Below are 22,802 nucleotides of genomic sequence, written 5' to 3'. Positions count from 1 at the left end.
CTTCTGCTGGAGCGCCGGTCTTACATAGTGGCGCACACGGTTTTGATCCTGCGTTGTCGTCGTCGGCATCCGCCAGGCGCCGCAGCATAGAGCTACAGGGCGTTTCGTCAGCGGGGGCAGGCTCAGTCAAGTATAGGGATACCCACAGTTTGGGCGGGATGCGAGCCCCACCTCAGGGAGGTGATCCAGCCGCCAGTGACCTAGACTTGATTGCTGAATCACCATTGGTGCGTTAGAGGAGTAATGGATACAGCCGTAGACACCCCGGTCGTACAGGAACGGGCTCGAGGATTGGCCAAAGTTCGGGCATACGTGGCGCTGACGAAGCCGCGCGTGATCGAGCTTCTCCTCATCACGACTGCGCCGGTAATGATGCTCGCTCAGGGCGGCATTCCCAACCTATGGCTCATGCTGTGGACACTCGTCGGCGGGGCGCTCAGCGCCGGTTCCGCTGGAGCATTCAACTGCTACATCGACCGCGACATGGATCGCATCATGGAGCGCACGAGCAAGCGTCCGCTCGTGACCGGCGCGCTGAGCGACCGTGAGGCGCTCGTCTTCGCCTGGATTCTCGGCGTGGTCTCGGTGGCCCTGCTCTGCGTGACCACGAACTGGCTTGCCGCAACTCTCTCTGCGCTGGCGATCTTCTTCTACGTCGTCGTCTACACGCTCATTCTTAAGCGCCGCACCTCGCAGAACATCATCTGGGGCGGAATCGCCGGATGCTTCCCCGTGCTGATCGGCTGGGCCGCCGTCACAGAATCAATCAGCTGGTCGGCGATCATCCTCTTTCTCGTCGTCTTTCTCTGGACGCCCCCTCACTACTGGCCGTTCTCGATGAAGTTCCGCGACGACTATGCCGCGGCGAATGTGCCGATGCTCGCGGTAGTCCGCGGTCGTGCTCAGGTGGGCTTGCAGACGATTCTCTATGCGTGGGCTACCGTCGCCTGCTCGCTGCTCCTCATCCCGATTCATCCCATGGGCTGGACGTACACGATCGTCGCCGTCGCCTCGGGAGCCTGGTTCATTATCGAGTCGCACAAGCTGTACAACCGCGCGATTCGCGGGGGAGAGGTGCGACCGATGCTTCTCTTCCACGCGTCGATCACGTATCTGACGCTCGTCTTCGTGGCCGTTGGAGTCGATCCGCTTCTGCCCTTCTAAGGCACACGCTTTTGGCGCAGCGGCCGAAGGTCACCACCGCATCCATACGCACAAAGAGGGCTGCACTTCGCCGAAGCGAGGAGCAGCCCTCTTTGTGGTTGGCGTTCGCCTAGCGGCTCTGTTTGAGAGAAAGAACCACGGCGGTCATCGCCGACGCGAGCATGCAGGCGAGCACCATGTGGATACCCACGAGGAGTTCCGGCAGGCCCAGGCGTGACTGCGTGATGCCGACGATGATCTGCGCCCCCTCGATTGCGAACAGCAGCATGCCAAAGCGGAACGTCGGCACGAGTCGCAGGGCCAACGAGCCGGCGATGACGATGAGGGTGAGCCCCAGCGTGATGTAGGCGGGCCAGCTGTGCACGTGCTGCAGGATCTCAGAGTTGAGCCCATTGCGCGCGGCGCCATGGTCGCCAGCGTGCGGGCCAGAGCCCGTCGTAAGGATTCCGACGAGGATCGTGACGGCGACAAAAAGGCTCGCCACGTGCGTGGTGATGGTGAGCCACAGCGGCGCGACCCGCGTGCGGGGCGAATTGCCCTTGTAGACGCGCCACACCAAAACCGTTGCCAAGACAACGAGCACCGTCGAGAGCACGAAGTGAAGCCCGACGACATAGGGGTTCAGGTGCGTCCAGACCGTGATTCCGCCGATAACGCCCTGCAAGGGGATACCGAAGCCGATGACGAGAGCCAGCACGAACAGATCGCGGCGCTCGGCACGCATGCGCACGATCCGCAAGAACATGACAATGGCGATTGCGATGAGCACAAAGGTGAGCAGACGGTTACCGAACTCGATAACGCCGTGGATGCCCATCTCGGGCGTTGTCACGAACGAATCTTCCGTGCACTTCGGCCAGGTGGTGCATCCGAGACCGGATGCTGTCAAGCGAACGGCCCCGCCGGTACCGACGATGAGGATCTGGCTAATGAGCGAGAGCCAGGCGAATACTCGGGTCGTTCGATTGATCTCCAGGGGCAGACGCTCAAGGAGCGCGCGCGGAGAGAATTTGGACGACTTCTGGCGTTTCACTGTCAACTTCCTTTTATAGCTGAGGCACCCTGTAGAATCGACGTGTTCAGGAACACAGTCATTGCCGGGGTGTCAACGTAGACATTCGGGGGTATCGCCCCCGTTTTCCGTGTTTCATTCTAGGCAGGCTGCAGAGGCGATTTCCGCCGGCAACCCACACAGTGAATGTCACCCCACGTCGTGAAGAGAGTGTTCTGTAGCGCTGCTCCCTGCGGCGCAGCCCTAAACGGGAATGAACGGCGGAGTCAAACCGTTGGGCTCAGTGAGGAATAAGAGGTAAGCCATGTCAGATGTTCTGATCGATCGCCCCGAACTCTCCAGTCTCGGAATCTACGAGTTTGGGTGGTCCGACTCGGATGTTGCGGGAGCGTCCGCGCGTCGCGGACTGTCTCCTGAGGTCGTCGCCGACATCTCGTCGCTTAAGAGCGAACCGGAGTCGATGCTGAAGACACGCCTCAAGGCGCTCTCGCTCTTTTACAAGAAGCCCATGCCGTCGTGGGGTGCCGACCTTTCCGGCATCGATTTCGACAACATCAAGTACTTTGTGCGCTCCACCGAGAAGCAGGCAACCTCGTGGGAGGACCTGCCCGACGACATCAAGAACACCTATGACCGGCTAGGAATCCCCGAAGCCGAGAAGCAGCGTCTGGTCGCCGGTGTCGCCGCTCAGTACGAGTCTGAGGTGGTTTACCACAAGATCAACGAAGAGCTTGAGGCTCAGGGCGTGATCTTCATGGACACCGACACCGCCCTCAAGGAGCACCCCGAGTTCTTCGAGGAGTACTTCGGCACCGTCATTCCCTCGGGCGACAACAAGTTTGCCGCGCTCAATACGGCCGTGTGGTCTGGAGGCTCCTTCGTCTATGTGCCTCCTGGCGTGCACGTTGAGATCCCTCTCCAGGCGTACTTCCGCATCAACACCGAGAATATGGGTCAGTTCGAGCGCACCCTGATCATCGCGGACGAGGGCAGCTACGTTCACTACATCGAGGGCTGCACCGCCCCGATCTACAAGTCCGACTCCCTGCACTCCGCTGTTGTCGAGATCATCGTCAAGAAGAACGCTCGCGTTCGTTACACGACCATCCAGAACTGGTCGAATAACGTTTACAACCTCGTCACCAAGCGTGCTGTCGCTCACGAGGGTGCCACGATGGAATGGGTTGACGGCAACATCGGCTCCAAGGTCACGATGAAGTACCCGTCGATCTACCTCGTCGGAGAGCACGCCAAGGGCGAGACCCTGTCCGTCGCCTTCGCTGGCCCCGGTCAGCACCAGGATGCCGGAGCCAAGATGGTTCACATGGCTCCGCACACGCAGTCGTCGATCGTCTCCAAGTCGATCGCCCGCGGCGGTGGCCGCACCGGCTATCGCGGAGAAGTCCGCATTGCCGCTGGGGCTCATCACTCGGCGAACACCGTGCGCTGCGACGCCCTCCTGGTCGACACGATCTCCCGCTCCGACACGTATCCCGTCACCGATATCCGTGAGGACAACGTGATCATGGGGCACGAAGCTACCGTTTCGCGCGTCAGCGAGGAACAGCTCTTCTACCTCATGTCTCGAGGCATGCCCGAGGACGAGGCGATGGCGATGATTGTGCGCGGTTTCATCGAGCCGATTGCCCGAGAACTTCCCATGGAGTACGCCATGGAGTTGAACAAGCTCATTGAAATGGGCATGGAAGGATCAGTCGGCTAGATGTCTGCCTCTGTCACAGCAACCCAGGCTCCCGCATCCGCAGTGCCGATCGACCACTCCCGTCTCGGTTCTCTCCAGCACAGCGCTGGGGGAGCAGGGATCGCCCCCATCCAGACTCGCTCTGAGCGGTTCTCTTCCTATGCGGTCTCCGATTTTGAGTCGGTCGCCCAGACCGATGCTGAGTGGAAGTACACGCCACTCGCCAAGGTGCGGAGTCTTACGACCGAGCCCCTCGATGGGTCCATTTACGACGTCACGACAGTGCTTGAGGGCGCCGCGAGCGTCGACTGGGTTTCTCGCGACGATGCCCGTATCGGGACGGCCGGTATCCCAGAAGATCGCGCCGCTGCCAATGCGTGGAGCACCTTTGATAAGGCGCTCGTCGTAACGATTAGCGGCGACGACGCACGGGCCACCGTGACGCGCACGAAGCTCGGCTCCGGCGCTCGCGCCGCCCACACGGTTATCCACGCCAAGGCCAACAGCCGCGGCACCGTCATTCTTGGAAACCACGGTTCAGCCGTCCTCTCGGAGAACCTTGAGATCGTTCTGGAGGCGGACGCCGACCTCACGGTCGTCTCGCTTCAGGAATGGGCGGACGATGCCCTCCACCTGGCAAGCCACTTTGCCAAGCTCGGCCGCGCATCCAAGCTCAAGTATGTGAGCGTTTCGCTCGGCGGCGACGTTGTGCGAGTGAACCCCAGCATTACTCTGGCGGGCGAGCGCGCCGACGCCGAGGTGTACGGCGTCTATTTCGTCGACGCTGGCCAGCACATTGAGCACCAGGTATTCGTGAATCACGCTGCCGCCAACACCGTCTCGCACGTGACCTACAAGGGCGCACTGCAGGGCGAGGGTGCACACAGTGTGTGGATCGGCGATGTTCTCATCGGCCGCGAAGGCACGGGCACCGACAGCTACGAGCAAAACCGCAACCTGCTCCTCACCGAGGGCGCGCGGGCTGACTCGGTTCCGAACCTCGAGATCGAGACCGGCGACATCAAGGGTGCTGGCCACGCTAGCGCTAGCGGCCGCTTTGATGACGAGCAGCTGTTCTATCTGCAGGCTCGCGGCATTCCCGAGGACGAGGCTCGCCGCCTGGTCGTGCGCGGATTCCTTGGCGAGGTTGTGCAGAAGATCGGCATCCCCGATATCGAGAACCATCTCGACGAGGCCATCGAGGCAGAACTGGCGGTGAACGCATGAACGTGCGCATTTGTTCGCTCGACGACATCGCAGTGAACTCGGCTGTTCGCGTCGTCATCGGCGAAACCCCGATTGCCGTCGTGAAGGATTCGTCGGGCGACGTGCACGCCATCGGCGACACGTGCACTCACGGCGACATTTCGCTCTCTGAGGGTTTCGTCGAAGGCAAGACTTTGGAGTGCTGGGCTCACGGATCCCAGTTCTCACTCACGACGGGCAAGCCGATCACGCTGCCCGCGTACGACCCTGTCCCCGTCTTTGCGGTGTCAATTGTGGATGGCGACGTCTACATCGACCCCACCCCGACCTTCCCCACCTAGACAGTTCCTCCCGCTAGATCGCCAGCGGGAGCGCAGAAAGAAGCCACATCACATGTCAGTTCTTACCGTCAAGGACCTGCACGTCAGCGTCGAGACCGATCAGGGCACCAAGCAGATCCTCAAGGGCGTTGACCTCTCGATCGCCTCGAACGAGATTCACGCGATTATGGGACCAAATGGCTCCGGCAAGTCGACCCTCGCGTACACGATCGCCGGGCACCCCAAGTACCACGTCGAGAGCGGCTCGATCATGCTCGACGACCAGGACGTTCTCGCGATGTCGGTCGACGAGCGCGCGCGTGCTGGGCTGTTTCTCGCAATGCAGTACCCGGTGGAGATTCCCGGCGTGACCGTCACGAACTTCCTCCGCACCGCCAAGACCGCTATTGACGGCGAAGCCCCGGCGATTCGCGGATGGATCAAGGACGTGCGCGCCTCGATGGACCAGCTCCGCATGGATCGCTCCTTCGCCGAACGCAATGTCAACGAGGGATTCTCCGGCGGCGAGAAGAAGCGCCACGAGATCCTGCAGCTTGAGCTTCTCAAGCCGCGCTTTGCTGTGCTTGACGAAACAGACTCTGGCCTCGATGTTGACGCGCTCAAGGTTGTCTCCGAAGGAGTCAACCGCGCAAAACAGGCCAACGGTCTCGGCGTGCTGCTCATCACCCACTACACGCGTATCCTCCGCTATATCCGGCCAGATTTCGTGCACGTGTTCGTTGACGGCCGGGTTGCTGAGCAGGGTGGCCGCGAGCTGGCCGACCGCCTCGAAAACGAAGGCTACGACCGCTTTCTCACCCAGACGAACGTAGGCTGATTCGTATGGCAGTAGCGCTCGAGCCTCAGCTCTTCGACAAGGTTGAAGACGCCCTCAAAGAGGTCATGGACCCGGAGCTCGGCGTCAACATCGTCGACCTCGGGCTCATCTATGACCTCACCTGGGATGAGGAGAATAACGCTCTCATCATCAGCATGACGCTGACCTCGGCCGGCTGCCCCCTCACGGACGTAATCGAAGACGAGACTGCTCAGGCACTCGACGGAGTCGTCGAACAGTTCCGCATCAACTGGGTGTGGATGCCGCCGTGGGGTCCTGAGAAGATCACCGACGATGGGCGTGACATGATGCGCGCCCTGGGCTTCTCGATCTAAGGCGAGAGCTTCTCGACCGCGAACTCGCGACTCCGCTGACGCCGCGTCCCCGCCCTACGGCCGGAGGCGCGGCGTCGCTGGGTTACGCTGGGCCGCTATTACAGCGGAGTCCGCGCGTTGCAGGGCGAACCAGGCGAACGGCACCAGAGCAGCCACGAGAAGGGATTTGAGGCCACCACCCACAATGAGTGGATAGAGCCCCTGCTCAAGAGCCTCAGTCAGGCCGTAATCGTTCACGTGTGCGAGCCATACCACGCCGATGGCGTAGACCAGGAGAGTGGCACCACACGAGACGGCGAGGGCACTCCAGAACTTGCGCTCCCAACCCCACAGGGTGACGATGCCCGCGACGACGGCGGCGAAAAGGAATCCCACGAGGTAGCCGCCGGTCTGCCCAGCAATGTGGCTCCACCCGGCGCCAGCCTGCGTGAACATCGGCAACCCGAAGCCGCCCAAAAGTAGGTAGAGCGCAACCGCAAGCGGGCCGCGAATGACCCCCAGGGCGAAGGACACAACCAGCACTCCAACGATCTGGCCCGTTGATGGCACTGGCCAGAGTGGAACTACCACCTGCGCGAGAATCGCGATCAGCGCCGCTCCCGCGCCGACGAGCACTGCATCCATCACCAGGGTCGGCGGGTACACGCGATCCAAAAGAGTGGCCGGGCCCACGTGGAGGCGCCGCCTATTGGCCGAGGCCAGCAGCCGCTGGGTCGGCGTTTGGTAATTAGGGAGAGACATACGGAATCCGATGGTCGGAGGGGGCAGTGAGCATTTACACACCCGATCGCAAATATACTAAGTGTTTGCCCTCACCACCCCCGATGTGCTTCTGGCCCTGTCGGGCCCAAGAAATGGATTAAGCCTGTGCTCAGCGTGCAAGACCTCGAAATTCGAGTGGGAGCACGAACTCTCATGTCCGATGTGACGTTCCGCGTCGACCGGGGCGACAAGGTAGGCCTGGTCGGCCGCAATGGTGCGGGCAAGACCACTCTCACCAAGACGCTCGCTGGCGAGATCGTGCCTAACTCGGGCCGCATCGACCGCACAGGGGAAATCGGCTATCTGCCGCAGGACCCTCGCTCAGGCAATCCAGAGGACCTCGCCCGTACCCGCATCCTCGATGCCCGCGACCTCGGCCAACTCGTCATCGGCATGCGCCAGGCCACGATCGACATGGGTTCATCAGACCCCGCGGTGGCCGAGGCTGCCATGAAGAAGTACTCAAAGCTCACTGATCGCTTTGACGCACTGGGCGGTTACGCCGCCGAGGCGGAGGCCGCGTCGATCGCGAGCAATCTCAACCTTCCCGACCGCATTCTCGACCAGCCCCTCAAGACCCTCTCAGGTGGTCAGCGCCGCCGAATCGAGCTCGCCCGAATCCTGTTTTCCGATGCCGAAACGCTGATTCTGGATGAGCCTACGAACCACCTCGACGCCGACTCGGTCGTGTGGCTTCGCGATTTCCTCAAGAACTACAGCGGCGGGTTCATCGTGATCAGTCACGACATCGAGCTGGTCGGCGAGACCGTTAACAAGGTCTTCTACCTGGACGCGAACCGTCAGGAAATCGACGTCTACAACATGGGCTGGAAGCACTACCTGCGCCAGCGTGAAGCCGATGAGGAGCGCCGCAAGAAGGAGCGCACCAACGTCGAGAAGAAGGCCGCTGTGCTGCAGATGCAGGCCGCCAAGTTTGGAGCGAAGGCGAGCAAGGCCGCAGCGGCACACCAGATGGTGCGTCGAGCCGAGAAGATGCTCTCAGGGCTCGATGAGGTCCGCACGGTCGACCGTGTCGCCAAGCTTCGCTTTCCCGATCCTGCGCCGTGCGGTCGCACGCCTTTGATGGCTCATAACCTCAGCAAGAGCTACGGCTCTCTTGAGATCTTCACCGCTGTCGACCTCGCGATCGACCGCGGTTCAAAGGTCGTGATCCTCGGCTTTAACGGCGCGGGAAAGACCACCCTCCTTCGGATGCTCGCGGGCGTAGACAAGCCGGATACCGGTCAGATCGAGCCAGGCCACGGACTGCGTATCGGTTACTACGCGCAGGAGCACGAGACGATCGATGTCAAGCGCAGCGTGTTGGAGAACATGGTGTCGTCGTCTCCGAACATCACGGAGACCGAAGCGCGGCGAGTGCTCGGATCGTTCCTCTTCACGGGAGACGACTCGCATAAGCCGGCAGGCGTGCTTTCGGGTGGTGAGAAGACTCGTCTTGCGCTGGCCATGATCGTGGTCTCAGGCGCCAATGTTTTGCTCCTTGACGAGCCAACCAACAACCTCGACCCTGCAAGCCGCATCGAGATTCTGGATGCGCTGGCCAACTACGCGGGCGCAGTTGTGCTCGTGAGCCACGATGAGGGAGCCGTTGAAGCACTCAACCCCCAGCGCGTGCTTATCCTGCCTGATGGTGTCGAAGACCACTGGAGCCCCGACTACGCGGACCTAATCTCGCTCGCATAACCCCGCTTGTTGAAGCGAGCCAGGCGCGATAGGGAGAGCCGACGAACTCCGTCTATCGCGTCGCTGCCTCGTCGAACATCGCATCCTCGATCTCCGCATCGCTCGGCGCCCGCTTGGCCTTGCGCTGTGCCCTGCGACGCTCCTCGTCGATAACCCTGGGGTCAGTCGAGTTGACGACGCGATACTCCTGGCGGAGCGCCCATCCCAACCCGATGAAGGCGAGCAGCGCAAAGACGTACCACTGGAGTGCGTAAGAGAGATGCGGCCCCTCGTCGAGCTCGGGCTTCGGCGCCACGATCGGCGAAGCAGCCGGTCTCGGGTCTTGGGAATCGACGATGCCGTAGGCGCCGGTATAGGTCGGCAACCCCAGCCGAGATGCCACGTCGGGCAAACGGATGGTCGCAATCTGATTGCTGCCCGCCTTCGCGGTCTTGCCTTCGATCGTCGGCTCTCCGGCCTTGAGTCGTGCCGTGACGACGACAGGGCCGTCGGGCGCCTCCGGCACGACATCCGGGTTGTCCTGGCGGGACCCGATGGCTACCCACCCGCGGTTCACAACGAAAACGCTGCCGTCGTCGAGCTGCAGGGGCGTGAGAACCTCAAACCCGGGGTGCCCTGAGTAGGGGCGACCGCGAACGAGGATCTCTTCGTCCTTGAGGTAGGTGCCTTTGAGGAGCACAGGGGTCCATTTGAGGTCGTCTGACCAGGCATCGAGTTGGGGCAGGACCTCGGCAACGGGCACGGGATCTGCTTCGTAGTTGGTCTGGATGCGCTGGATCTCCGTCTGCGCCTGAGCGCGACGGTCGAACTGCCAGTTTCCGAACCCGCAGCTGGCAATAGCGAACACGACGACAAGGGCAAAATAGCCCGCCCAGCGCCACGAGATAACGAACCGCCAGCCCGTCATGCGGTCACCGCCCCAGCATCCGGAACGTGCCCAACGGGGCCAACGAGCACGGGAAAATCACGCGCCCGCAGGTACTCCCTGAGAAACTCGGTGTGCTCGTCGCAGGCAAGCCACACTTTGACCCGCTCCGGCCCGTGAATCTTGGGGTTGCGCCAGTTCACCGCGGCGGTTGCCACCGCGCGGCACCCCGCTCGGGAACATGTCGGCTCCGACGGGCCGGCCTCACCGAGGCCACCGAATATGCCGCCCGCTGCGCCGGTCATCTGTCCTCGTCTCGCGTAGTGAATCGAACAATCTGTGAGGGCGGCGGTGCGGCAACGTTGCCGCCGCGACTCGAGGAGACATTGGCAATGATCACGGCGACATAGGGGAGCACGATAGCTCCGGTCGCGGGCAGAATCAGCCACCACCCAGGAGCGAAGAAGCACGCAATGATGCACACCAATCGGATGCCCATGGTCACGCTGTACTTGACCATACGGGCTCGCCGGTCGTCGTCGGGAGACCGGGGGAGTGATGTGATGGGTTGTGACTTGGCCATGAGGAGTCCGTTACTAGCCTACGACTAAGATCAAGAGAGTTTCACGGGAGCCGACGGCCGGCTCCTCCTGGCAGGAGTGATGATCGCGGTGTCGACCAGCAGAACAGTTCTCATTACCGGCGGCAACCGAGGCATCGGCTACGCCATTGCCGAAGAATTCATCGCCCAGGGGCACCGAGTTGCCGTCACCGCTCGCTCCGGCGCTGGCCCCGAAGGTGCGCTCACGGTGCATGCCGACGTGACGGATGCTGCCTCCATCGACGCGGCGTTCACCCGTGTCGAGGCGGAACTCGGCCCGGTCGAAGTTGTCGTAGCGAACGCCGGAATCACCCGCGATACCCTCCTGATGCGCATGAGCGAAGACGACTTCACCTCGGTGATCGACACCAACCTGACGGGCGCGTTTCGCGTCGCCAAGAGGGCGTCCAAGGGAATGCTCAAGGCCCGCTTTGGCCGCATCATCCTGGTATCGAGCGTCGTCGGCCTCTATGGCGGACCCGGCCAGGCTAACTATGCAGCGTCGAAGGCTGGTCTCGTCGGGTTCGCTCGCTCAATCACTCGCGAACTCGGCGGGCGAGGCATCACGGCAAACGTCGTGGCGCCCGGTTTTATTGAAACTGACATGACGGCGGAGCTTGCCGAGGAGACACAGGCTCAGTACAAGAGCTCCATTCCGGCCGGACGCTTCGCAACCCCCGGTGAAGTCGCCCGTGTGATCACGTGGCTTGCCTCTGACGATGCCGCGTACATCAGTGGGGCTGTCATCCCGGTCGATGGTGGCCTCGGAATGGGCCACTAAAGGCCCGCTAGCCCGGCAGCCCTCTGGTGCTGGGCCGTACGGGGTGATCCCAGGCCCATGAGCGCAAGGACCTGCGACAGGTCACGCACGTCGAGAATGACGTCAGCAGCCTGACGAACGGGCTCCTTGGCGTCGAAGGCAACGGAGAGGCCAGCTGCCGCCATCATCCGCAGGTCGTTTGCGCCGTCACCCACGGCAATCGTGCTGCGCAGCTCGATGCCGCTCTCGTTAGCCCACTCCCGCAGCGCATCCGCTTTAGCTTCGGCGTCGACGATTGCTCCATCAACTAGCCCGGTCAAGCGGCCATCAGCAACGGCGAGCCGATTCGCTCGGCAGAAGTCCAGCCCGAGCCGTTCGGCGATGGGGTCGATGATCTCGTGAAAGCCGCCGGAAACCACACCGATTCGACCGCCTGCGGCGTGCACACCGGCTACGAGCTCGGCGACTCCGCGGGTGATGACGACTCTCTCCTGGACTCGCTCAAGTGCTGCTACCGAGAGGCCAGCGAGGGTTGCAACGCGCTCCCGCAGACTCTCGGCAAAGTCGATCTCACCATTCATGGCGCGAAAGGTGACCTCCGCGACCTGCGTGAGGCTTCCTGCTTCTTCGGCAATCAGCTCAATCACCTCATTTTCAATGAGGGTTGAATCGACATCAAGCACGACGAGAAAGGCCATCGGGGCAGCGTTCCAAACGGGAAGGGGAGCGGACCCAATGGGCCGACCTCAGATCAACGGGTGACGCGGATGCCCTTGCCAACGACCGTGATGCCGGAATCGGTGACGGTAAAGCCCCGCGCCCGGTCAGCGGCAGGATCGATGCCGACGGATGCCCCGGCGTCGACAATGACTTCCTTGTCCAGAATAGCCCGATGCACCCGTGCGTCTTGGCCAATGCGCACGTAGTCGAAGACGATGGAGTCCACCACGCTCGCACCGGAGTCGATGGTTGCCCACGGCCCAAGAACACTTCGCTCGATATGCGCGCCAGAAAGAAGCGAGCCGAGCGACACGATTGAGTCGATCGTTGTGCCCAGATTTCCCGCTGAGTCACGCACGAACTTGGCGGGAGGAGCGTTGAACTGCTGGTTGTAGATCGGCCATGCCCGGTTATAGAGATTGAAGACGGGCAACGCCGAGATGAGGTCGCGGTGCGCCTCATAGTAGGAGTCGATCGTTCCCACATCTCGCCAGTAATAACGGTCGCGATCGGTTGCCCCCGGCACGTCGTTGCGGTTGAGGTCGTAGACGGCGGCATCGCCGCGGGAGACGAAGTCCGGCACAATATCGCCACCCATGTCGTGGTTCGACGACGGGGTCTCTCCGTCTCGGAGCACCGCATCCATCAGCACATCGGCATCGAACACGTAGTTGCCCATCGAGGCAAGAACCTCCTGCGGAGAATCCGGCAGCCCAATGGGATGCTCCGGCTTCTCGTGGAATGCCTGGATGCGCGTGGGGTCGTCGGGAGAAACCTCGATTACCCCGAACTGATCGGCGAGCGAAATCGGCTGGCGAATGGCGGCAACTGTCACGCCAGCGCCCGACTCGATGTGGGCTTCGATCATCTGACTAAAGTCCATGCGGTACACGTGGTCCGCACCCACGACCACCACAATGTCCGGTTTTTCGTCCCGCAGCAGGTTGAGGCTCTGCAGGATGGCATCGGCCGAGCCAGCGAACCACCGCTTGCCCAGACGCTGCTGGGCGGGAACCGAAGCCACATAAGAATTGGTAAGTCCGGAGAGCCTCCACGTTTGAGAAACATGGCGGTCGAGGCTGTGGGACTTGTACTGGGTGAGCACAACAAGCTGCCGCAGGCCAGAGTTGATGAGGTTCGACAGCGCAAAGTCAATGAGCCGGTAGTTGCCAGCAAAAGGCACGGCAGGCTTTGCGCGATCTGCCGTGAGAGGCATGAGCCGCTTGCCTTCGCCGCCAGCAAGAACGATTCCAAAGATCTTCGGGGATGCCATGACCCCACAGTATGCGAGCGCTCCCCGCTGTACTAGGTTGCACTTTGTGAGAGTCGATGTTCTGAGCCGAGAATTCCCGCCAGAGGTCTATGGGGGAGCCGGTGTTCACGTTGCCGAACTCGTCCGCGAACTCCGCAAGAATCTCGACGTGCGCGTGCGTTGCTTCGGAGCCGATCGCACGGATCCCGGTGTAACGGCCTATCGCGCGCCGGCCGAACTAGCGGGAGCAAACCCGGCGCTGGCGACGCTCGGCACCGACCTGGAGATGGCACAGGCAACCGAGGGTGCCGATGTCGTGCACTCACACACCTGGTATGCCAACGGGGCGGGCCACATCGCCTCGCTTCTCCACGACATCCCCCATGTGGTGACCGCTCACAGCCTCGAACCACTACGCCCGTGGAAGGCCGAACAGCTCGGCGGTGGATACCGGGTGTCTCGCTGGATCGAGCAGACGGCGTTCGAAGCGGCGGATGCCGTTATTGCCGTTAGCGCGGGAATGCGCGCCGACATCCTGCGCAGCTATCCCGCGCTCGACCCCGACAGAGTCGCGGTGGTGCACAACGGAATCGACCTCAACGATTGGACCCCCCGCCGCGATCCCGACCTGCTTCGGCGACTAGGAATCGATCCTGACCGGCCCTCCGTGGTTTTCGTTGGCCGCATAACGCGCCAAAAGGGGTTGCCCTATCTGCTGCGGGCCGCCGAACATCTGCCCCAGGGCACGCAACTTGTGCTTTGCGCCGGCGCGCCGGACACACCCGAACTCCTCGCAGAGGTGAAGGATGCAGTCGAGCGCCTGGCCAAGACGCGCGGCAATGTCGTGTGGATCGAGCGGCTGCTCAGCAGATCTGAACTAACGACCGTGCTCACGGCGGCAACCACCTTCGTGTGCCCTTCGATCTATGAACCGCTCGGCATCGTGAACCTTGAGGCCATGGCGTGCGGGGCGCCGGTTGTCGGAACCGCGACAGGCGGCATCCCCGAGGTGATCGACGACGGAGTGACGGGAATGCTCGTTCCCCTCGACCAAAGGGAGGATGGCACGGGCACTCCTCTGGACCCCGACAGATTCGTCTCCGACCTCGCCGCTGCCCTCACCCAGATGGTGCAGAACCCTGAGCGCTCAGCAGAAATGGGTCGAGCCGGCCGCGAACGCGCCGAGCAGAGCTTCGGCTGGGACCGAATCGCCCAGAGGACTCAGGAGATCTACCAGAGCATCCTGCGCTAAGCGCTGTGTCACGCCGGCCGCACGGGTGACGGGCGATAAGCTTGGTCGTATGGCCAGCGTTCTCCAGCTTTCCGATGTCTCCGTCGTGCGCGACGGCACCACCATCCTCGACTCGATTGACTGGACGGTGGAAGACGACGAACGGTGGGTCATCCTCGGCCCTAACGGTGCGGGCAAGACCACGCTGCTTCAGCTGGCGTCAGCCCTCATCCACCCCACCTCGGGCGAAGCAACTCTGCTCGACTCGAAGCTCGGCAGCGTCGATGTGTTCGAGCTTCGACCGCGCATCGGCTTCGCGTCCACGGCGATGGCCCGTCGTCTGCCGCGCAACGAGCGCGTGCTCGACGTTGTGATGACCGCGGCCTATTCGGTCACCGGGCGGTGGACCGAGTCGTACGCAGAAATCGACACCCGCCGCGCGGAGCGGGTGCTGTCAGAGTGGCGCCTCAGTCACCTCGCAGAACGCAAGTTCGGCGATTTGAGCGATGGCGAGCAGAAGCGAGTGCAGATTGCCCGCTCTGTCATGACGGACCCCGAACTTCTGCTGCTCGATGAGCCAGCAGCGAGTCTTGACCTCGGCTCACGCGAGGAGCTCTTGCACCTGCTCAGCGGATTCGCATCATCGCCAGAGGCTCCGGCCATCGTGATGGTCACTCATCACGTCGAAGAGATCCCCGTGGGATTCACTCACGCTCTTCTCCTCGCGGATGGCACCGTCAAGGCTGCTGGCCCGATTGACGAAGTGGTGACCTCCGAAACGCTCAGCGAAACGTTCGGTCTTGATCTCGACGTTCGCAACGAGTCCGGCCGCTTCACCGCGAGAGCTGCATAGTCTGATATCGTAGGTAGCTGGCCCCTGAGCCGCGATCTTTTATTTTTGCTTTCCCCTGTCCCACGACATCCATCCCAAGGAATTACCAATGAAGTCTGGCATTCACCCCGAGTACGCACCCATCGTCTTTCGTGACCTCGCGTCGGGCGCCACTTTTCTGACGCGCTCCACTGTCGGCAGCGACAAGACGATCGAGTGGGAAGACGGCAACACGTACCCCGTTATCGACGTCGAAATCTCCTCCGAGTCGCACCCGTTCTACACGGGCAAGCAGCGCATCATGGACTCCGCAGGACGCGTCGAGAAGTTCAAGAACCGTTACAAGGGCTTCGGCTCCTAAGCATTGGCTGCCGGCCACGCCGGCACCGCAAAAAGGGCGGATGACCTCGGTCATCCGCCCTTTTACGCGTCCGAAAGCGGCAGAACTACCGTTGTGGCCAGAGAGTTGATGCGCTGAACGACGCATCCTTGGTGCGACGCATGTAGTCCTGAAAGCTCTCGGCCTGGCTCGCGAACCAGGCGACCTGAGCCTCATGGAGAGCCTCGGCGGAGTGGGGGAGTTCCTCCGGATAGCGGCGCAGGATCGCTTGGGCCACCCGTCCCGCAGCTATCGCATCCGCAGCAGCGTCGTGAGCCTCCGTGAGAGAAACGCCGTAGTGGCCAGCAGAGACCTCAAGGGTTCGCTTGCCCCGGCGGTAGCGATCGACCGCCTTGTCGATCACCAGCGGATCGATTATGGGGGAGGGGTTCTCGAGCGGTGCGATTCCATAGCGTCGGCACTCGCGTTCGAGCAGCGACAGATCGTAGGGGGCGTTGAAAATCGTCACGGGAATCTGACGCAACAGCAGCCCGCGAAGCGTCGCTACGATCTCCGCGACGACCTCGGCAGCTGGCCTGCCCTCTGCGCGAGCACGCTCCGTCGTAATGCCATGAACTGCAGTTGCACCCGCGGGAATCTCGACCCCGGGATCCGCGAGCCAAGCGTGATGCTCAAGGCTCGCCCCCGCGTCGTTGATGACCCCGACATGGGCGGAGACGATGCGGCTCGTCTCGATATCGACTCCGGTCGTCTCAAGGTCGAAGACCCCGAGCATGTCACCCCAAGATTTCTTCACACTGCAACTCTAGGGGCGGCCTACGACACCATCCGTGAGGCTAGGCCGGGTACTCGATGTGCAGCCAGTAGAACGCCTGCGTGCCGAGAGTCAGGGTCAGCGAGCCGTCGTCGTTCACCGTGGGGAATTCAGAACCGCCGAACAAATCCACAAGCTTTGCACCCGCCAACTGTTCCGCCGTGATCGTGACCGAGACCGGGTTGTGGGAGAAGCTGAAGACACAGAGAACGTCTTCTGCTGCATCGCCAAACTGCGTGCCCGAGCCGGGATACGACCGCACGAAGGCAAGAACCGACTCGTGGTTAGTGTCGACAATCTGCAGGCTGCCGAGACCGAAGACGGGATGTGCCTTGCGCACATGGATGACGTTGCGCACCCAGTGCAGCAGCGACCTCGATTGAGCGAGCTGTGACTCCACGTTGGTTTGCGAGTAGTGATAGACGAGCGACTGCACCACGGGCAGATAAAGCTTGCCGGGGTCGGCCGAGGAGAAGCCCGCATTGCGGTCGGGGGTCCATTGCATCGGCGTGCGGGAGGCATCCCGGTCTGGCAACCAGATGTTGTCGCCCATGCCTATTTCGTCCCCGTAATAGATGAAGGGGCTCCCGGGGAGCGAAAAGAGCAGAGCGTGAGCGAGCTCGAGCTCATCGCGCGAGTTATCGAGCAGGGGCGCGAGCCTGCGACGAATGCCCACATTGACTCGCATCCGTGGGTCGTAGGCATACCAGCCGTACATGGCCTGGCGGTATTCCTCCGAAACCATTTCGAGCGTGAGCTCATCGTGGTTTCGCAAAAACACGCCCCAGCCCGCGCCGGCGGGAATGTCGGTCGTCTCGCTGAGAACCTGGACCAGTTCGCCCGCCTGCTGCGAACGAAGTGAATAGAAGATGCGAGGCATAACGGGAAAGTCAAACGCCATATGGCATTCTGGCTCGTCCTCTGTTCCGAAGAATGCGGCGACCTCGCGGGGCCACTGGTTCGCCTCGGCAATCATCACTCGACCGGGGAACTCTCGGTCGACCATGGCGCGGAGCCGCTTGATGAACTCGTGCGTCGGGGGCTCACCTTCGCCGTTGCCCTCGTCGGATTCATAGAGATAGGGAATGGCATCGAGCCGGAATCCATCGACACCAAGATCGAGCCAGAACCGCACGACCTCGAAGATCGCGTCGTGCACTGCCGGGTTGTCGTAGTTGAGGTCCGGTTGGTGGGAGAAGAACCGGTGAAAGTAGAACTGCCGACGCTCGGAGTCGAACGCCCAGTTCGACTCCTCAGTGTCGGTGAAGATGATGCGGATGTTCTCGTACTTCTTGTCCGTGTCGCTCCACACGTAGAAGTCGCCAAACGGGCCCTCTGGGTCGCTCCGCGACTGCTGGAACCACTCGTGCGCATCCGAGGTGTGGTTGAGAGGGAGATCGATGACGACACGCATATTGCGTTCGTGGGCCTTGGTAACTAGCTCTTTGAACTCATCGAGCGTGCCGAATTCCGGCAGGATCGAGCGGTAGTCCCCGACGTCGTAGCCGCCATCGCGCAACGGTGACGTGAAGAACGGCGGAATCCACAGCGCGTCGACTCCGAGCCACTGCAAATAGTCGAGTCGCGAGATGAGCCCAGCGAGGTCGCCGGTCCCGTCTCCGTTGCTGTCCACGAAGGAGCGCACCATCACCTGGTAGAAGACCGATCGGCGGTACCACAGGGGGTCGAGGGTCAGCCCAGGCAACTGGATGGGTGCGGTGAAGTTCATGTGGCTCCTTTCGGGAACTGCATGGTCCCTCGCAGCGAGTCTAAGTCGCTGTCTGCTCGGTAAGGTGTGAAACCGCTGACGCACAAGCTAACTCCATCGTGATAATCGCGCGCGAATGCACCCAGCGCGCTTTGCCTAGACTGAGTCCGATGAATACCGCCTCTCCCTATGCCGACCAGCTCGCGCGCACCCCGCAGAGCGATGCTGAGATCAGCGTGCTCGGTCGACGAACCCGCTACTGGACCTATGGGCCGGATGACGCTGCCGTCACGGTCGTGCTCGTCCACGGCTACCGTGGCGAGCACCACGGGCTCGAACCGATCGTGGCCCAGTTGCCCGACGCGCGATTCATCGCCCCCGACCTGCCCGGCTTTGGGGAGTCCGACGAGCTCGACGGGCCTCATGACATCGACGGCTACGTCCGCTGGTTGCGGGAGTTCGTTACCGTGCTTGGGGTTGAGGGAACGGCAGTCATCCTCGGACACTCCTTCGGATCGATTATCACGGCCGCGGCCGTGGCGAGGGGCCTCAAGACCCCCCGGCTGATTCTCGTTAACCCCATCGCAATTCCTGGGCTCAAAGGCCCTCGGCCGTTTGCGACTGCCCTCACCGTGGGGTTCTACCGCTCGGCACGCTTCTTGCCAGAACGCGCGGCCAGAGCCTTTCTCGGCTCTTGGCTGATCGTGCGGGGGATGAGCATCGCCCTCGTCAAGACCAGGGACAAGGCGCTGCGCGCGTGGGTCCACAGCCAGCACCACAGCTATTTCAGCAGGTTTGCCTCCAAGCGCAGCATCCTCGAGGGCTTTGAGGCGTCGGTCACGCGCAGCGTTGGTGAATTCGCCAACGGCATCTCCGTGCCCACTCTGCTTATAGCGGCCGACAGGGACGACATCACTCCGCTTTCGGCGAACCGCGCCCTTTCTGCGGCAATACCCACCGCCTCGCTCGTGGTCCTGGAGAACGTCGGCCACCTTATCCACTATGAGCAGCCCGCCGAGGCGGCCCGTGCGATCGCCGACTTTCTCGGCGATTCCTAGCCCGTGAAGCTTGTCTTCGATTGCCGTTATACGCGGTTCGAGCGTCATGACGGAATTAGCCGTTACACGGCAGAACTCGTAACCGAGCTTGCCAAGCTCGCAGATGTGACGATGCTCATCAGCGACCGGCGCCAACTCGCGATGCTGCCAGATCTGCCCTGGATCATGGGGGTCACGCCAACGAGCCTTCGCGAGCCGTGGGTCTCTCTTACGGTCAACAAGGTCAGGCCAGACGTTGTCTTCAGCCCTATGCAGACCATGGGCTCGGTCGGCCGCAAGTATCCCCTCATCCTGACCTTGCACGACCTGATCTACTACCGCAGCCCCACACCGCCCCGCGACTTCTCCTGGGCGGTGCGTGCCGGATGGCGGGTCTACCACCTGAGTTATCTGCCCATCCGGATGCTGCTTCGCCGGGCGGATGCAGTGGTCACCGGTTCCTTCACCACCCGTGACGAAATCCATGAGGCAAAACTCACCGACCGGGATCTCACGGTTGTGCGCAGCGCCGTTCGCCCGCCAGCGGAGCCGCCCCGCCGTAAGCAGCCCACCGGTCGGGAACTCGTCTACATGGGCTCATTCATGCCGTATAAGAACGTGGAGACGATAGCGCGCGCCCTGCACGAACTTCCCGGATACACGCTGCACCTATTGAGCAGGGGAAGCGACAATGATCGCGCGCGGCTCACGAACATCGCCCCAGCCGATTCCCTCGTTTTTCACGGCGGCGTGAGCGACGCTGAGTACAGCGCAGCGCTGAGCTCGGCGACTGCCCTCGTTTCCGCCTCGCGCGATGAGGGGTTCGGAATCCCTCTCGTCGAGGCTCAGGCGGCCGGAACTCCCATCGTTGTCAGCGATATCCCGGTGTTTCACGAGGTAGGCGGAGACGCTGCCCTGTTTTTCGATCCAGATGACCCATCGGCGTTGGCCGCCGCAATTCTGACGCTCGAAGAGCCGGGGGAGTGGAGCAAGCGATCCGAACTCGGAGTCGCCCACGCGGCAGACTTCAGCTGGCAGGAATCGGCGCGGCGACTCTATGAACTCGCTCGCCGCCTCACGGGAGATACTGCTCCGGTAGGGGATGCTCCAGTAACGGGTGCCCCGACCGCAGAGAATCCCACCGGCAGGTCTACGTCGTCGCCTCGCGACGCTCTACCGCATTCTGGCGCCTAATATCTGACTTCTTGCGACCAGCGAACGACACGTCGTCGAAGCCGACCAGGGTCAATCCGGCGTTGTCGTAGCGCAACGTGTGAACGGAGCCGTTGGTTATCGGCTCGGTGTGATGCAGGCCGTCCTCGGGCTGCAGTGCCATGAGAACTGAGCGAATGAGCCCGCCATGGGTCACGGCGAGAACGCTGCCGTTCGTGAACTCCTCGCCCAGAGAAATCAGCGCGGGGATCGCACGGCCGGCGACCTCGAACCGAGACTCTCTGCCGGGAACAGCAGATTCTTCGGGAAACCGAGCGTCGAGCTCCGTGCGGGTCAGTCCCTCGGCTTGCCCGTAGTTACGCTCGACAAGCTCGGGAATCACGATCGGCTCGGCCAGGCCGAGTTCGTGAGCGATGATCTGGGCCGTCTCTCGCGCTCGACTCAGGGGGCTTGCGACGATGTGATCCCAGTGGTGCCCCGCAAGCTGCGCAGCGGCACGGAGCGCTTGACGACGCCCTGTTTCGTTGAGAGGAATGTCGGAACGACCCTGGATGCGACGGGTCTTATTCCAATCGGTTTCGCCATGCCGAATCAGGTAGAGGGAGGTCATGACACCAGCCGCCTGGTGAGCTCTTCGAGGGTGTCGGTCGTGCCCGCATCGATTTTGAGGGTTGCCCTCGTATCGCCTTTAGTAACCCCGCGATTGACGATGACAACCGGTGATTTGCCTCGGAGAGCGACCTCCAGCAGCCTGATGCCGGAATTGACGACGAGAGACGAGCCGGCGATGAGCAGCGCATCAGCGGAGCGGACCAGCGCTCTGGCCTCGGCGAATCGCTCGACGGGAACAAACTCGCCAAAGAACACCACATCCGGCTTGAGTATGCCACCGCAGACAGTGCAGGTGGGAACGACGAAGTCGTGAAGTGCCTGGGGCGTTGCATCGCCGTCGGGGCCCAGGGCGCCAGCGTCCACAGACGTGAGCCAGGGGTTCGCAGCCTCCAGAGATTCTGCGACTGCAGACCGCGCAAAGTACTGCCCACAGTCGAGGCACCGAACGCGATCCATCGATCCATGCAGGTCGACAACTTTGGTGGATCCGGCGGCAACGTGAAGCCCGTCCACGTTCTGCGTAACGACCCCGTTGGTGATTCCGTGCTCTTCAAGCGTTGCCAAGGCACGGTGCCCGCCGTTGGGTCGGGCCGCCGAAAACGCCCGCCACCCTAGATGGCTACCCGCCCAGTACCGCTTGCGATACTCCGCGCTTTCGAGAAACTGCGAGTACGTCATGGGGGTGCGCGCTGGCGCGCCCTCGCCGCGGTAGTCAGGAATACCGGAGTCGGTGCTCATGCCAGCGCCCGTGAGGACAGCCAGCGTGCCGCCGCGCACGATCGTGACGAAAGCATCCATGGCTTCTCGTGTAGGAGCACCGGATGCGGTGGTCACCGCGACGTTCTCCGGCATGGGATCTCCTTGCGTTTCAACAGGTCCGCCGCCGTGCGCTGCAGCCTTCTCACACTTTAACGGTTGCGGGTATCGGATATGTTCCTCGGGTGCCCTTCACAGCATCCTGGGCGCGGAGGAGACGAACGATGCCGGTTATTCGCGTGAGTGACCTCACTGCCCCGGGGCTCGACGACTACGCACGACTCACCGATGTCGTGCTGAGGCGGCTTTCGGAACCCGCCGGTGGGCTCTATATCGCCGAGTCGTCCAAGGTGATCCAGAGGGCCATAGCGGCGGGTCATCGCCCTCGGTCGTTCCTGGTGCTCGAGAAATGGCTACCCGAGGTCGAGCACCTGGCCGAGCAGTTCGATGTTCCAGTGTTCGTGGGCGACGACGACGTACTCAGCTCTCTCACGGGGTTCAGCCTGCATCGCGGAGCACTGGCATCGATGCATCGACCGGCGCTTGTGCCCGTCGACGAGTTGATCGCCGACGCCCGCCGGGTAGTCGTTCTTGAGGATCTCGCCGATCACACCAATGTTGGCGCCATCTTTCGTGCAGTCGCTGGCCTGGGCGCCGATGCGGTGCTGATCACGCCTCGGTGCGCGGACCCGTTCTATCGCCGCAGTGTTCGCGTGAGCATGGGAGCTGTGCTCCAGGTGCCGTGGACTCGCCTACCCGAGTGGCCAGAAGCGCGACAGATGCTCTCGGCCCGCGGGTTCCATATTGCCGCCCTGGCTCTCGAAGACGGAGCGGTGCCGCTTGACGAGTTTTCGGCGGCGGCTCCCGAGCGCCTTGCCATCGTGATGGGCTCCGAGGGCGATGGCCTGAGCCGGGCAGCGATCGCCGCCGCAGATACCGTCGTCACTATTCCCATGTCGCGGGGCGTCGATTCCCTCAACGTGGCGGCAGCTAGTGCGGTAGCACTGTGGGAGCTTCGGCCGCGCCGTACATCCTCGCCTCCAGCCGCCTCCTAGAAT

At 62.3% G+C, this 22,802-nt stretch carries 25 protein-coding genes; 14 read left to right on the top strand and 11 right to left on the bottom strand.

All coding sequences use genetic code 11. The features are described from left to right. Positions 1-243 precede the first annotated feature (243 nt). Positions 244-1,164, top strand: coding sequence for a heme o synthase (locus C2138_RS06445; RefSeq protein WP_108516447.1), 921 nt, complete (start codon positions 244-246; stop codon positions 1,162-1,164). Positions 1,165-1,273: 109 nt separating this feature from the next. On the opposite strand, the gene C2138_RS06440 is transcribed toward C2138_RS06445, so the two are convergent. Then, positions 1,274-2,197, bottom strand: coding sequence for a COX15/CtaA family protein (locus C2138_RS06440; RefSeq protein ID WP_108516445.1), 924 nt, complete (start codon positions 2,195-2,197; stop codon positions 1,274-1,276). Positions 2,198-2,480: 283 nt separating this feature from the next. On the opposite strand from C2138_RS06440, the gene sufB reads away from it, so the two are divergent. Genes sufB through C2138_RS06415 form a run of 5 tightly spaced genes read left to right on the top strand, consistent with a single transcriptional unit; the run spans position 2,481 to position 6,577 of the window. Next, complete coding sequence (gene sufB, locus C2138_RS06435) at positions 2,481-3,899, top strand: Fe-S cluster assembly protein SufB (RefSeq protein WP_108516444.1); 1,419 nt, start codon at positions 2,481-2,483, stop codon at positions 3,897-3,899. After that, positions 3,900-5,105 (top strand): Fe-S cluster assembly protein SufD, encoded by a 1,206-nt coding sequence (gene sufD, locus C2138_RS06430; RefSeq protein WP_108516442.1) that lies wholly within the window; start codon positions 3,900-3,902, stop codon positions 5,103-5,105. Continuing rightward, positions 5,102-5,425: a non-heme iron oxygenase ferredoxin subunit gene (locus C2138_RS06425; protein WP_108516440.1), complete on the top strand. Its 324-nt coding sequence runs from the start codon at positions 5,102-5,104 to the stop codon at positions 5,423-5,425. Before sufD ends, C2138_RS06425 begins: the two co-directional genes overlap by 4 nt. A gap of 52 nt (positions 5,426-5,477) precedes the next feature. Then, complete coding sequence (gene sufC / locus C2138_RS06420) at positions 5,478-6,242, top strand: Fe-S cluster assembly ATPase SufC (RefSeq protein WP_108516438.1); 765 nt, start codon at positions 5,478-5,480, stop codon at positions 6,240-6,242. A 5-nt stretch (positions 6,243-6,247) separates the two neighbouring features. Further along, positions 6,248-6,577 (top strand): metal-sulfur cluster assembly factor, encoded by a 330-nt coding sequence (locus tag C2138_RS06415; RefSeq protein ID WP_108516436.1) that lies wholly within the window; start codon positions 6,248-6,250, stop codon positions 6,575-6,577. Between the two features lie 54 nt (positions 6,578-6,631). On the opposite strand, the gene C2138_RS06410 is transcribed toward C2138_RS06415, so the two are convergent. Then, positions 6,632-7,318 (bottom strand): biotin transporter BioY, encoded by a 687-nt coding sequence (locus C2138_RS06410; protein WP_108516434.1) that lies wholly within the window; start codon positions 7,316-7,318, stop codon positions 6,632-6,634. A gap of 126 nt (positions 7,319-7,444) precedes the next feature. Here C2138_RS06410 and C2138_RS06405 point away from each other — a divergent pair, with 126 nt between their 5' ends. Next, positions 7,445-9,043 (top strand): ABC-F family ATP-binding cassette domain-containing protein, encoded by a 1,599-nt coding sequence (locus C2138_RS06405; RefSeq protein ID WP_108516433.1) that lies wholly within the window; start codon positions 7,445-7,447, stop codon positions 9,041-9,043. 52 nt (positions 9,044-9,095) lie between these two features. Here the strand turns inward: C2138_RS06405 and C2138_RS06400 are convergent, their stop codons facing one another. Genes C2138_RS06400 through C2138_RS06390 form a run of 3 tightly spaced genes read right to left on the bottom strand, consistent with a single transcriptional unit; the run spans position 9,096 to position 10,491 of the window. Then, positions 9,096-9,950 (bottom strand): SURF1 family cytochrome oxidase biogenesis protein, encoded by an 855-nt coding sequence (locus tag C2138_RS06400; protein WP_108516431.1) that lies wholly within the window; start codon positions 9,948-9,950, stop codon positions 9,096-9,098. Beyond that, positions 9,947-10,213: a hypothetical protein gene (locus C2138_RS06395; protein ID WP_108516429.1), complete on the bottom strand. Its 267-nt coding sequence runs from the start codon at positions 10,211-10,213 to the stop codon at positions 9,947-9,949. Before C2138_RS06395 ends, C2138_RS06400 begins: the two co-directional genes overlap by 4 nt. After that, positions 10,210-10,491: a DUF3099 domain-containing protein gene (locus C2138_RS06390; protein ID WP_108516427.1), complete on the bottom strand. Its 282-nt coding sequence runs from the start codon at positions 10,489-10,491 to the stop codon at positions 10,210-10,212. The genes C2138_RS06395 and C2138_RS06390 overlap by 4 nt, the downstream gene beginning before the upstream one ends. A gap of 88 nt (positions 10,492-10,579) precedes the next feature. On the opposite strand from C2138_RS06390, the gene fabG reads away from it, so the two are divergent. After that, complete coding sequence (fabG, locus tag C2138_RS06385) at positions 10,580-11,290, top strand: 3-oxoacyl-ACP reductase FabG (protein WP_108518887.1); 711 nt, start codon at positions 10,580-10,582, stop codon at positions 11,288-11,290. On the opposite strand, the gene serB is transcribed toward fabG, so the two are convergent. After that, a complete protein-coding gene (gene serB / locus C2138_RS06380; RefSeq protein ID WP_108516425.1) occupies positions 11,287-11,967 on the bottom strand; it encodes a phosphoserine phosphatase SerB in 681 nt (226 codons plus the stop codon). The two genes, fabG and serB, sit on opposite strands and share 4 nt — an antisense overlap. 53 nt (positions 11,968-12,020) lie before the next feature. Further along, positions 12,021-13,262 carry a glucose-1-phosphate adenylyltransferase gene (gene glgC / locus C2138_RS06375; RefSeq protein WP_108516423.1) on the bottom strand — a complete coding sequence of 414 codons (1,242 nt, stop codon included), beginning with the start codon at positions 13,260-13,262 and terminating at the stop codon, positions 12,021-12,023. A 46-nt stretch (positions 13,263-13,308) separates the two neighbouring features. Here glgC and glgA point away from each other — a divergent pair, with 46 nt between their 5' ends. From glgA to C2138_RS06360, 3 genes are all read left to right on the top strand, one after another. Continuing rightward, positions 13,309-14,493: a glycogen synthase gene (gene glgA / locus C2138_RS06370; protein WP_108516422.1), complete on the top strand. Its 1,185-nt coding sequence runs from the start codon at positions 13,309-13,311 to the stop codon at positions 14,491-14,493. A 49-nt stretch (positions 14,494-14,542) separates the two neighbouring features. Further along, the gene (locus tag C2138_RS06365; protein ID WP_108516420.1) at positions 14,543-15,325 is read left to right on the top strand and encodes an ABC transporter ATP-binding protein; all 783 of its coding nucleotides are present in this window, start codon (positions 14,543-14,545) and stop codon (positions 15,323-15,325) included. An 88-nt stretch (positions 15,326-15,413) separates the two neighbouring features. Then, the gene (locus C2138_RS06360) at positions 15,414-15,665 is read left to right on the top strand and encodes a type B 50S ribosomal protein L31 (RefSeq protein ID WP_108516418.1); all 252 of its coding nucleotides are present in this window, start codon (positions 15,414-15,416) and stop codon (positions 15,663-15,665) included. An 85-nt stretch (positions 15,666-15,750) separates the two neighbouring features. Here C2138_RS06360 and C2138_RS06355 read toward each other — a convergent pair whose 3' ends face one another. After that, on the bottom strand, positions 15,751-16,419 hold the full coding sequence (locus tag C2138_RS06355) for an exonuclease domain-containing protein (protein ID WP_108516416.1): 669 nt from the start codon (positions 16,417-16,419) through the stop codon (positions 15,751-15,753). Positions 16,420-16,480: 61 nt separating this feature from the next. Next, entirely contained in the window at positions 16,481-18,187 is a 1,707-nt protein-coding gene (gene treS / locus C2138_RS06350; protein ID WP_108516414.1) for a maltose alpha-D-glucosyltransferase, read from the bottom strand. Positions 18,188-18,336: 149 nt separating this feature from the next. Between treS and C2138_RS06345 the strand changes: the two genes are divergently transcribed. Both C2138_RS06345 and C2138_RS06340 read left to right on the top strand, forming a co-directional pair. After that, positions 18,337-19,224 (top strand): alpha/beta fold hydrolase, encoded by an 888-nt coding sequence (locus C2138_RS06345; protein WP_108516412.1) that lies wholly within the window; start codon positions 18,337-18,339, stop codon positions 19,222-19,224. 3 nt (positions 19,225-19,227) lie between these two features. Continuing rightward, the gene (locus C2138_RS06340; protein WP_108516410.1) at positions 19,228-20,397 is read left to right on the top strand and encodes a glycosyltransferase family 4 protein; all 1,170 of its coding nucleotides are present in this window, start codon (positions 19,228-19,230) and stop codon (positions 20,395-20,397) included. Here C2138_RS06340 and C2138_RS06335 read toward each other — a convergent pair. Further along, positions 20,354-20,986 carry a histidine phosphatase family protein gene (locus tag C2138_RS06335; RefSeq protein WP_108516408.1) on the bottom strand — a complete coding sequence of 211 codons (633 nt, stop codon included), beginning with the start codon at positions 20,984-20,986 and terminating at the stop codon, positions 20,354-20,356. The genes C2138_RS06340 and C2138_RS06335 overlap by 44 nt on opposite strands. Beyond that, entirely contained in the window at positions 20,983-21,840 is an 858-nt protein-coding gene (locus tag C2138_RS06330) for an NAD-dependent protein deacetylase (RefSeq protein ID WP_199286578.1), read from the bottom strand. The genes C2138_RS06335 and C2138_RS06330 overlap by 4 nt, the downstream gene beginning before the upstream one ends. A 128-nt stretch (positions 21,841-21,968) precedes the next feature. Here C2138_RS06330 and C2138_RS06325 point away from each other — a divergent pair, with 128 nt between their 5' ends. Further along, on the top strand, positions 21,969-22,799 hold the full coding sequence (locus C2138_RS06325) for a TrmH family RNA methyltransferase (protein WP_108516406.1): 831 nt from the start codon (positions 21,969-21,971) through the stop codon (positions 22,797-22,799). Positions 22,800-22,802: the final 3 nt, after the last annotated feature.

The sequence above is a fragment of the Salinibacterium hongtaonis genome (genome assembly GCF_003065485.1).
In the GTDB taxonomy this organism is placed as follows: Bacteria; Actinomycetota; Actinomycetes; order Actinomycetales; family Microbacteriaceae; genus Homoserinimonas; species Homoserinimonas hongtaonis.
This window is presented reverse-complemented; position numbering and strand designations above follow the sequence as displayed.

Coding starts and splice junctions, on each gene's coding strand:
- treS (WP_108516414.1), bottom strand. CDS start 18,187: ATGAACTTCACCGCACCCATCCAGTTGCCTGGGCTGACCCTCGACCCC.
- C2138_RS06325 (WP_108516406.1), top strand. CDS start 21,969: ATGCCGGTTATTCGCGTGAGTGACCTCACTGCCCCGGGGCTCGACGAC.
- C2138_RS06445 (WP_108516447.1), top strand. CDS start 244: ATGGATACAGCCGTAGACACCCCGGTCGTACAGGAACGGGCTCGAGGA.
- C2138_RS06415 (WP_108516436.1), top strand. CDS start 6,248: ATGGCAGTAGCGCTCGAGCCTCAGCTCTTCGACAAGGTTGAAGACGCC.
- sufC (WP_108516438.1), top strand. CDS start 5,478: ATGTCAGTTCTTACCGTCAAGGACCTGCACGTCAGCGTCGAGACCGAT.
- C2138_RS06365 (WP_108516420.1), top strand. CDS start 14,543: ATGGCCAGCGTTCTCCAGCTTTCCGATGTCTCCGTCGTGCGCGACGGC.
- C2138_RS06390 (WP_108516427.1), bottom strand. CDS start 10,491: ATGGCCAAGTCACAACCCATCACATCACTCCCCCGGTCTCCCGACGAC.
- C2138_RS06335 (WP_108516408.1), bottom strand. CDS start 20,986: ATGACCTCCCTCTACCTGATTCGGCATGGCGAAACCGATTGGAATAAG.
- C2138_RS06355 (WP_108516416.1), bottom strand. CDS start 16,419: ATGCTCGGGGTCTTCGACCTTGAGACGACCGGAGTCGATATCGAGACG.
- serB (WP_108516425.1), bottom strand. CDS start 11,967: ATGGCCTTTCTCGTCGTGCTTGATGTCGATTCAACCCTCATTGAAAAT.
- C2138_RS06425 (WP_108516440.1), top strand. CDS start 5,102: ATGAACGTGCGCATTTGTTCGCTCGACGACATCGCAGTGAACTCGGCT.
- glgC (WP_108516423.1), bottom strand. CDS start 13,262: ATGGCATCCCCGAAGATCTTTGGAATCGTTCTTGCTGGCGGCGAAGGC.
- C2138_RS06360 (WP_108516418.1), top strand. CDS start 15,414: ATGAAGTCTGGCATTCACCCCGAGTACGCACCCATCGTCTTTCGTGAC.
- C2138_RS06410 (WP_108516434.1), bottom strand. CDS start 7,318: ATGTCTCTCCCTAATTACCAAACGCCGACCCAGCGGCTGCTGGCCTCG.
- C2138_RS06330 (WP_199286578.1), bottom strand. CDS start 21,840: ATGCCGGAGAACGTCGCGGTGACCACCGCATCCGGTGCTCCTACACGA.
- C2138_RS06345 (WP_108516412.1), top strand. CDS start 18,337: ATGAATACCGCCTCTCCCTATGCCGACCAGCTCGCGCGCACCCCGCAG.
- C2138_RS06395 (WP_108516429.1), bottom strand. CDS start 10,213: ATGACCGGCGCAGCGGGCGGCATATTCGGTGGCCTCGGTGAGGCCGGC.
- C2138_RS06400 (WP_108516431.1), bottom strand. CDS start 9,950: ATGACGGGCTGGCGGTTCGTTATCTCGTGGCGCTGGGCGGGCTATTTT.
- sufD (WP_108516442.1), top strand. CDS start 3,900: ATGTCTGCCTCTGTCACAGCAACCCAGGCTCCCGCATCCGCAGTGCCG.
- sufB (WP_108516444.1), top strand. CDS start 2,481: ATGTCAGATGTTCTGATCGATCGCCCCGAACTCTCCAGTCTCGGAATC.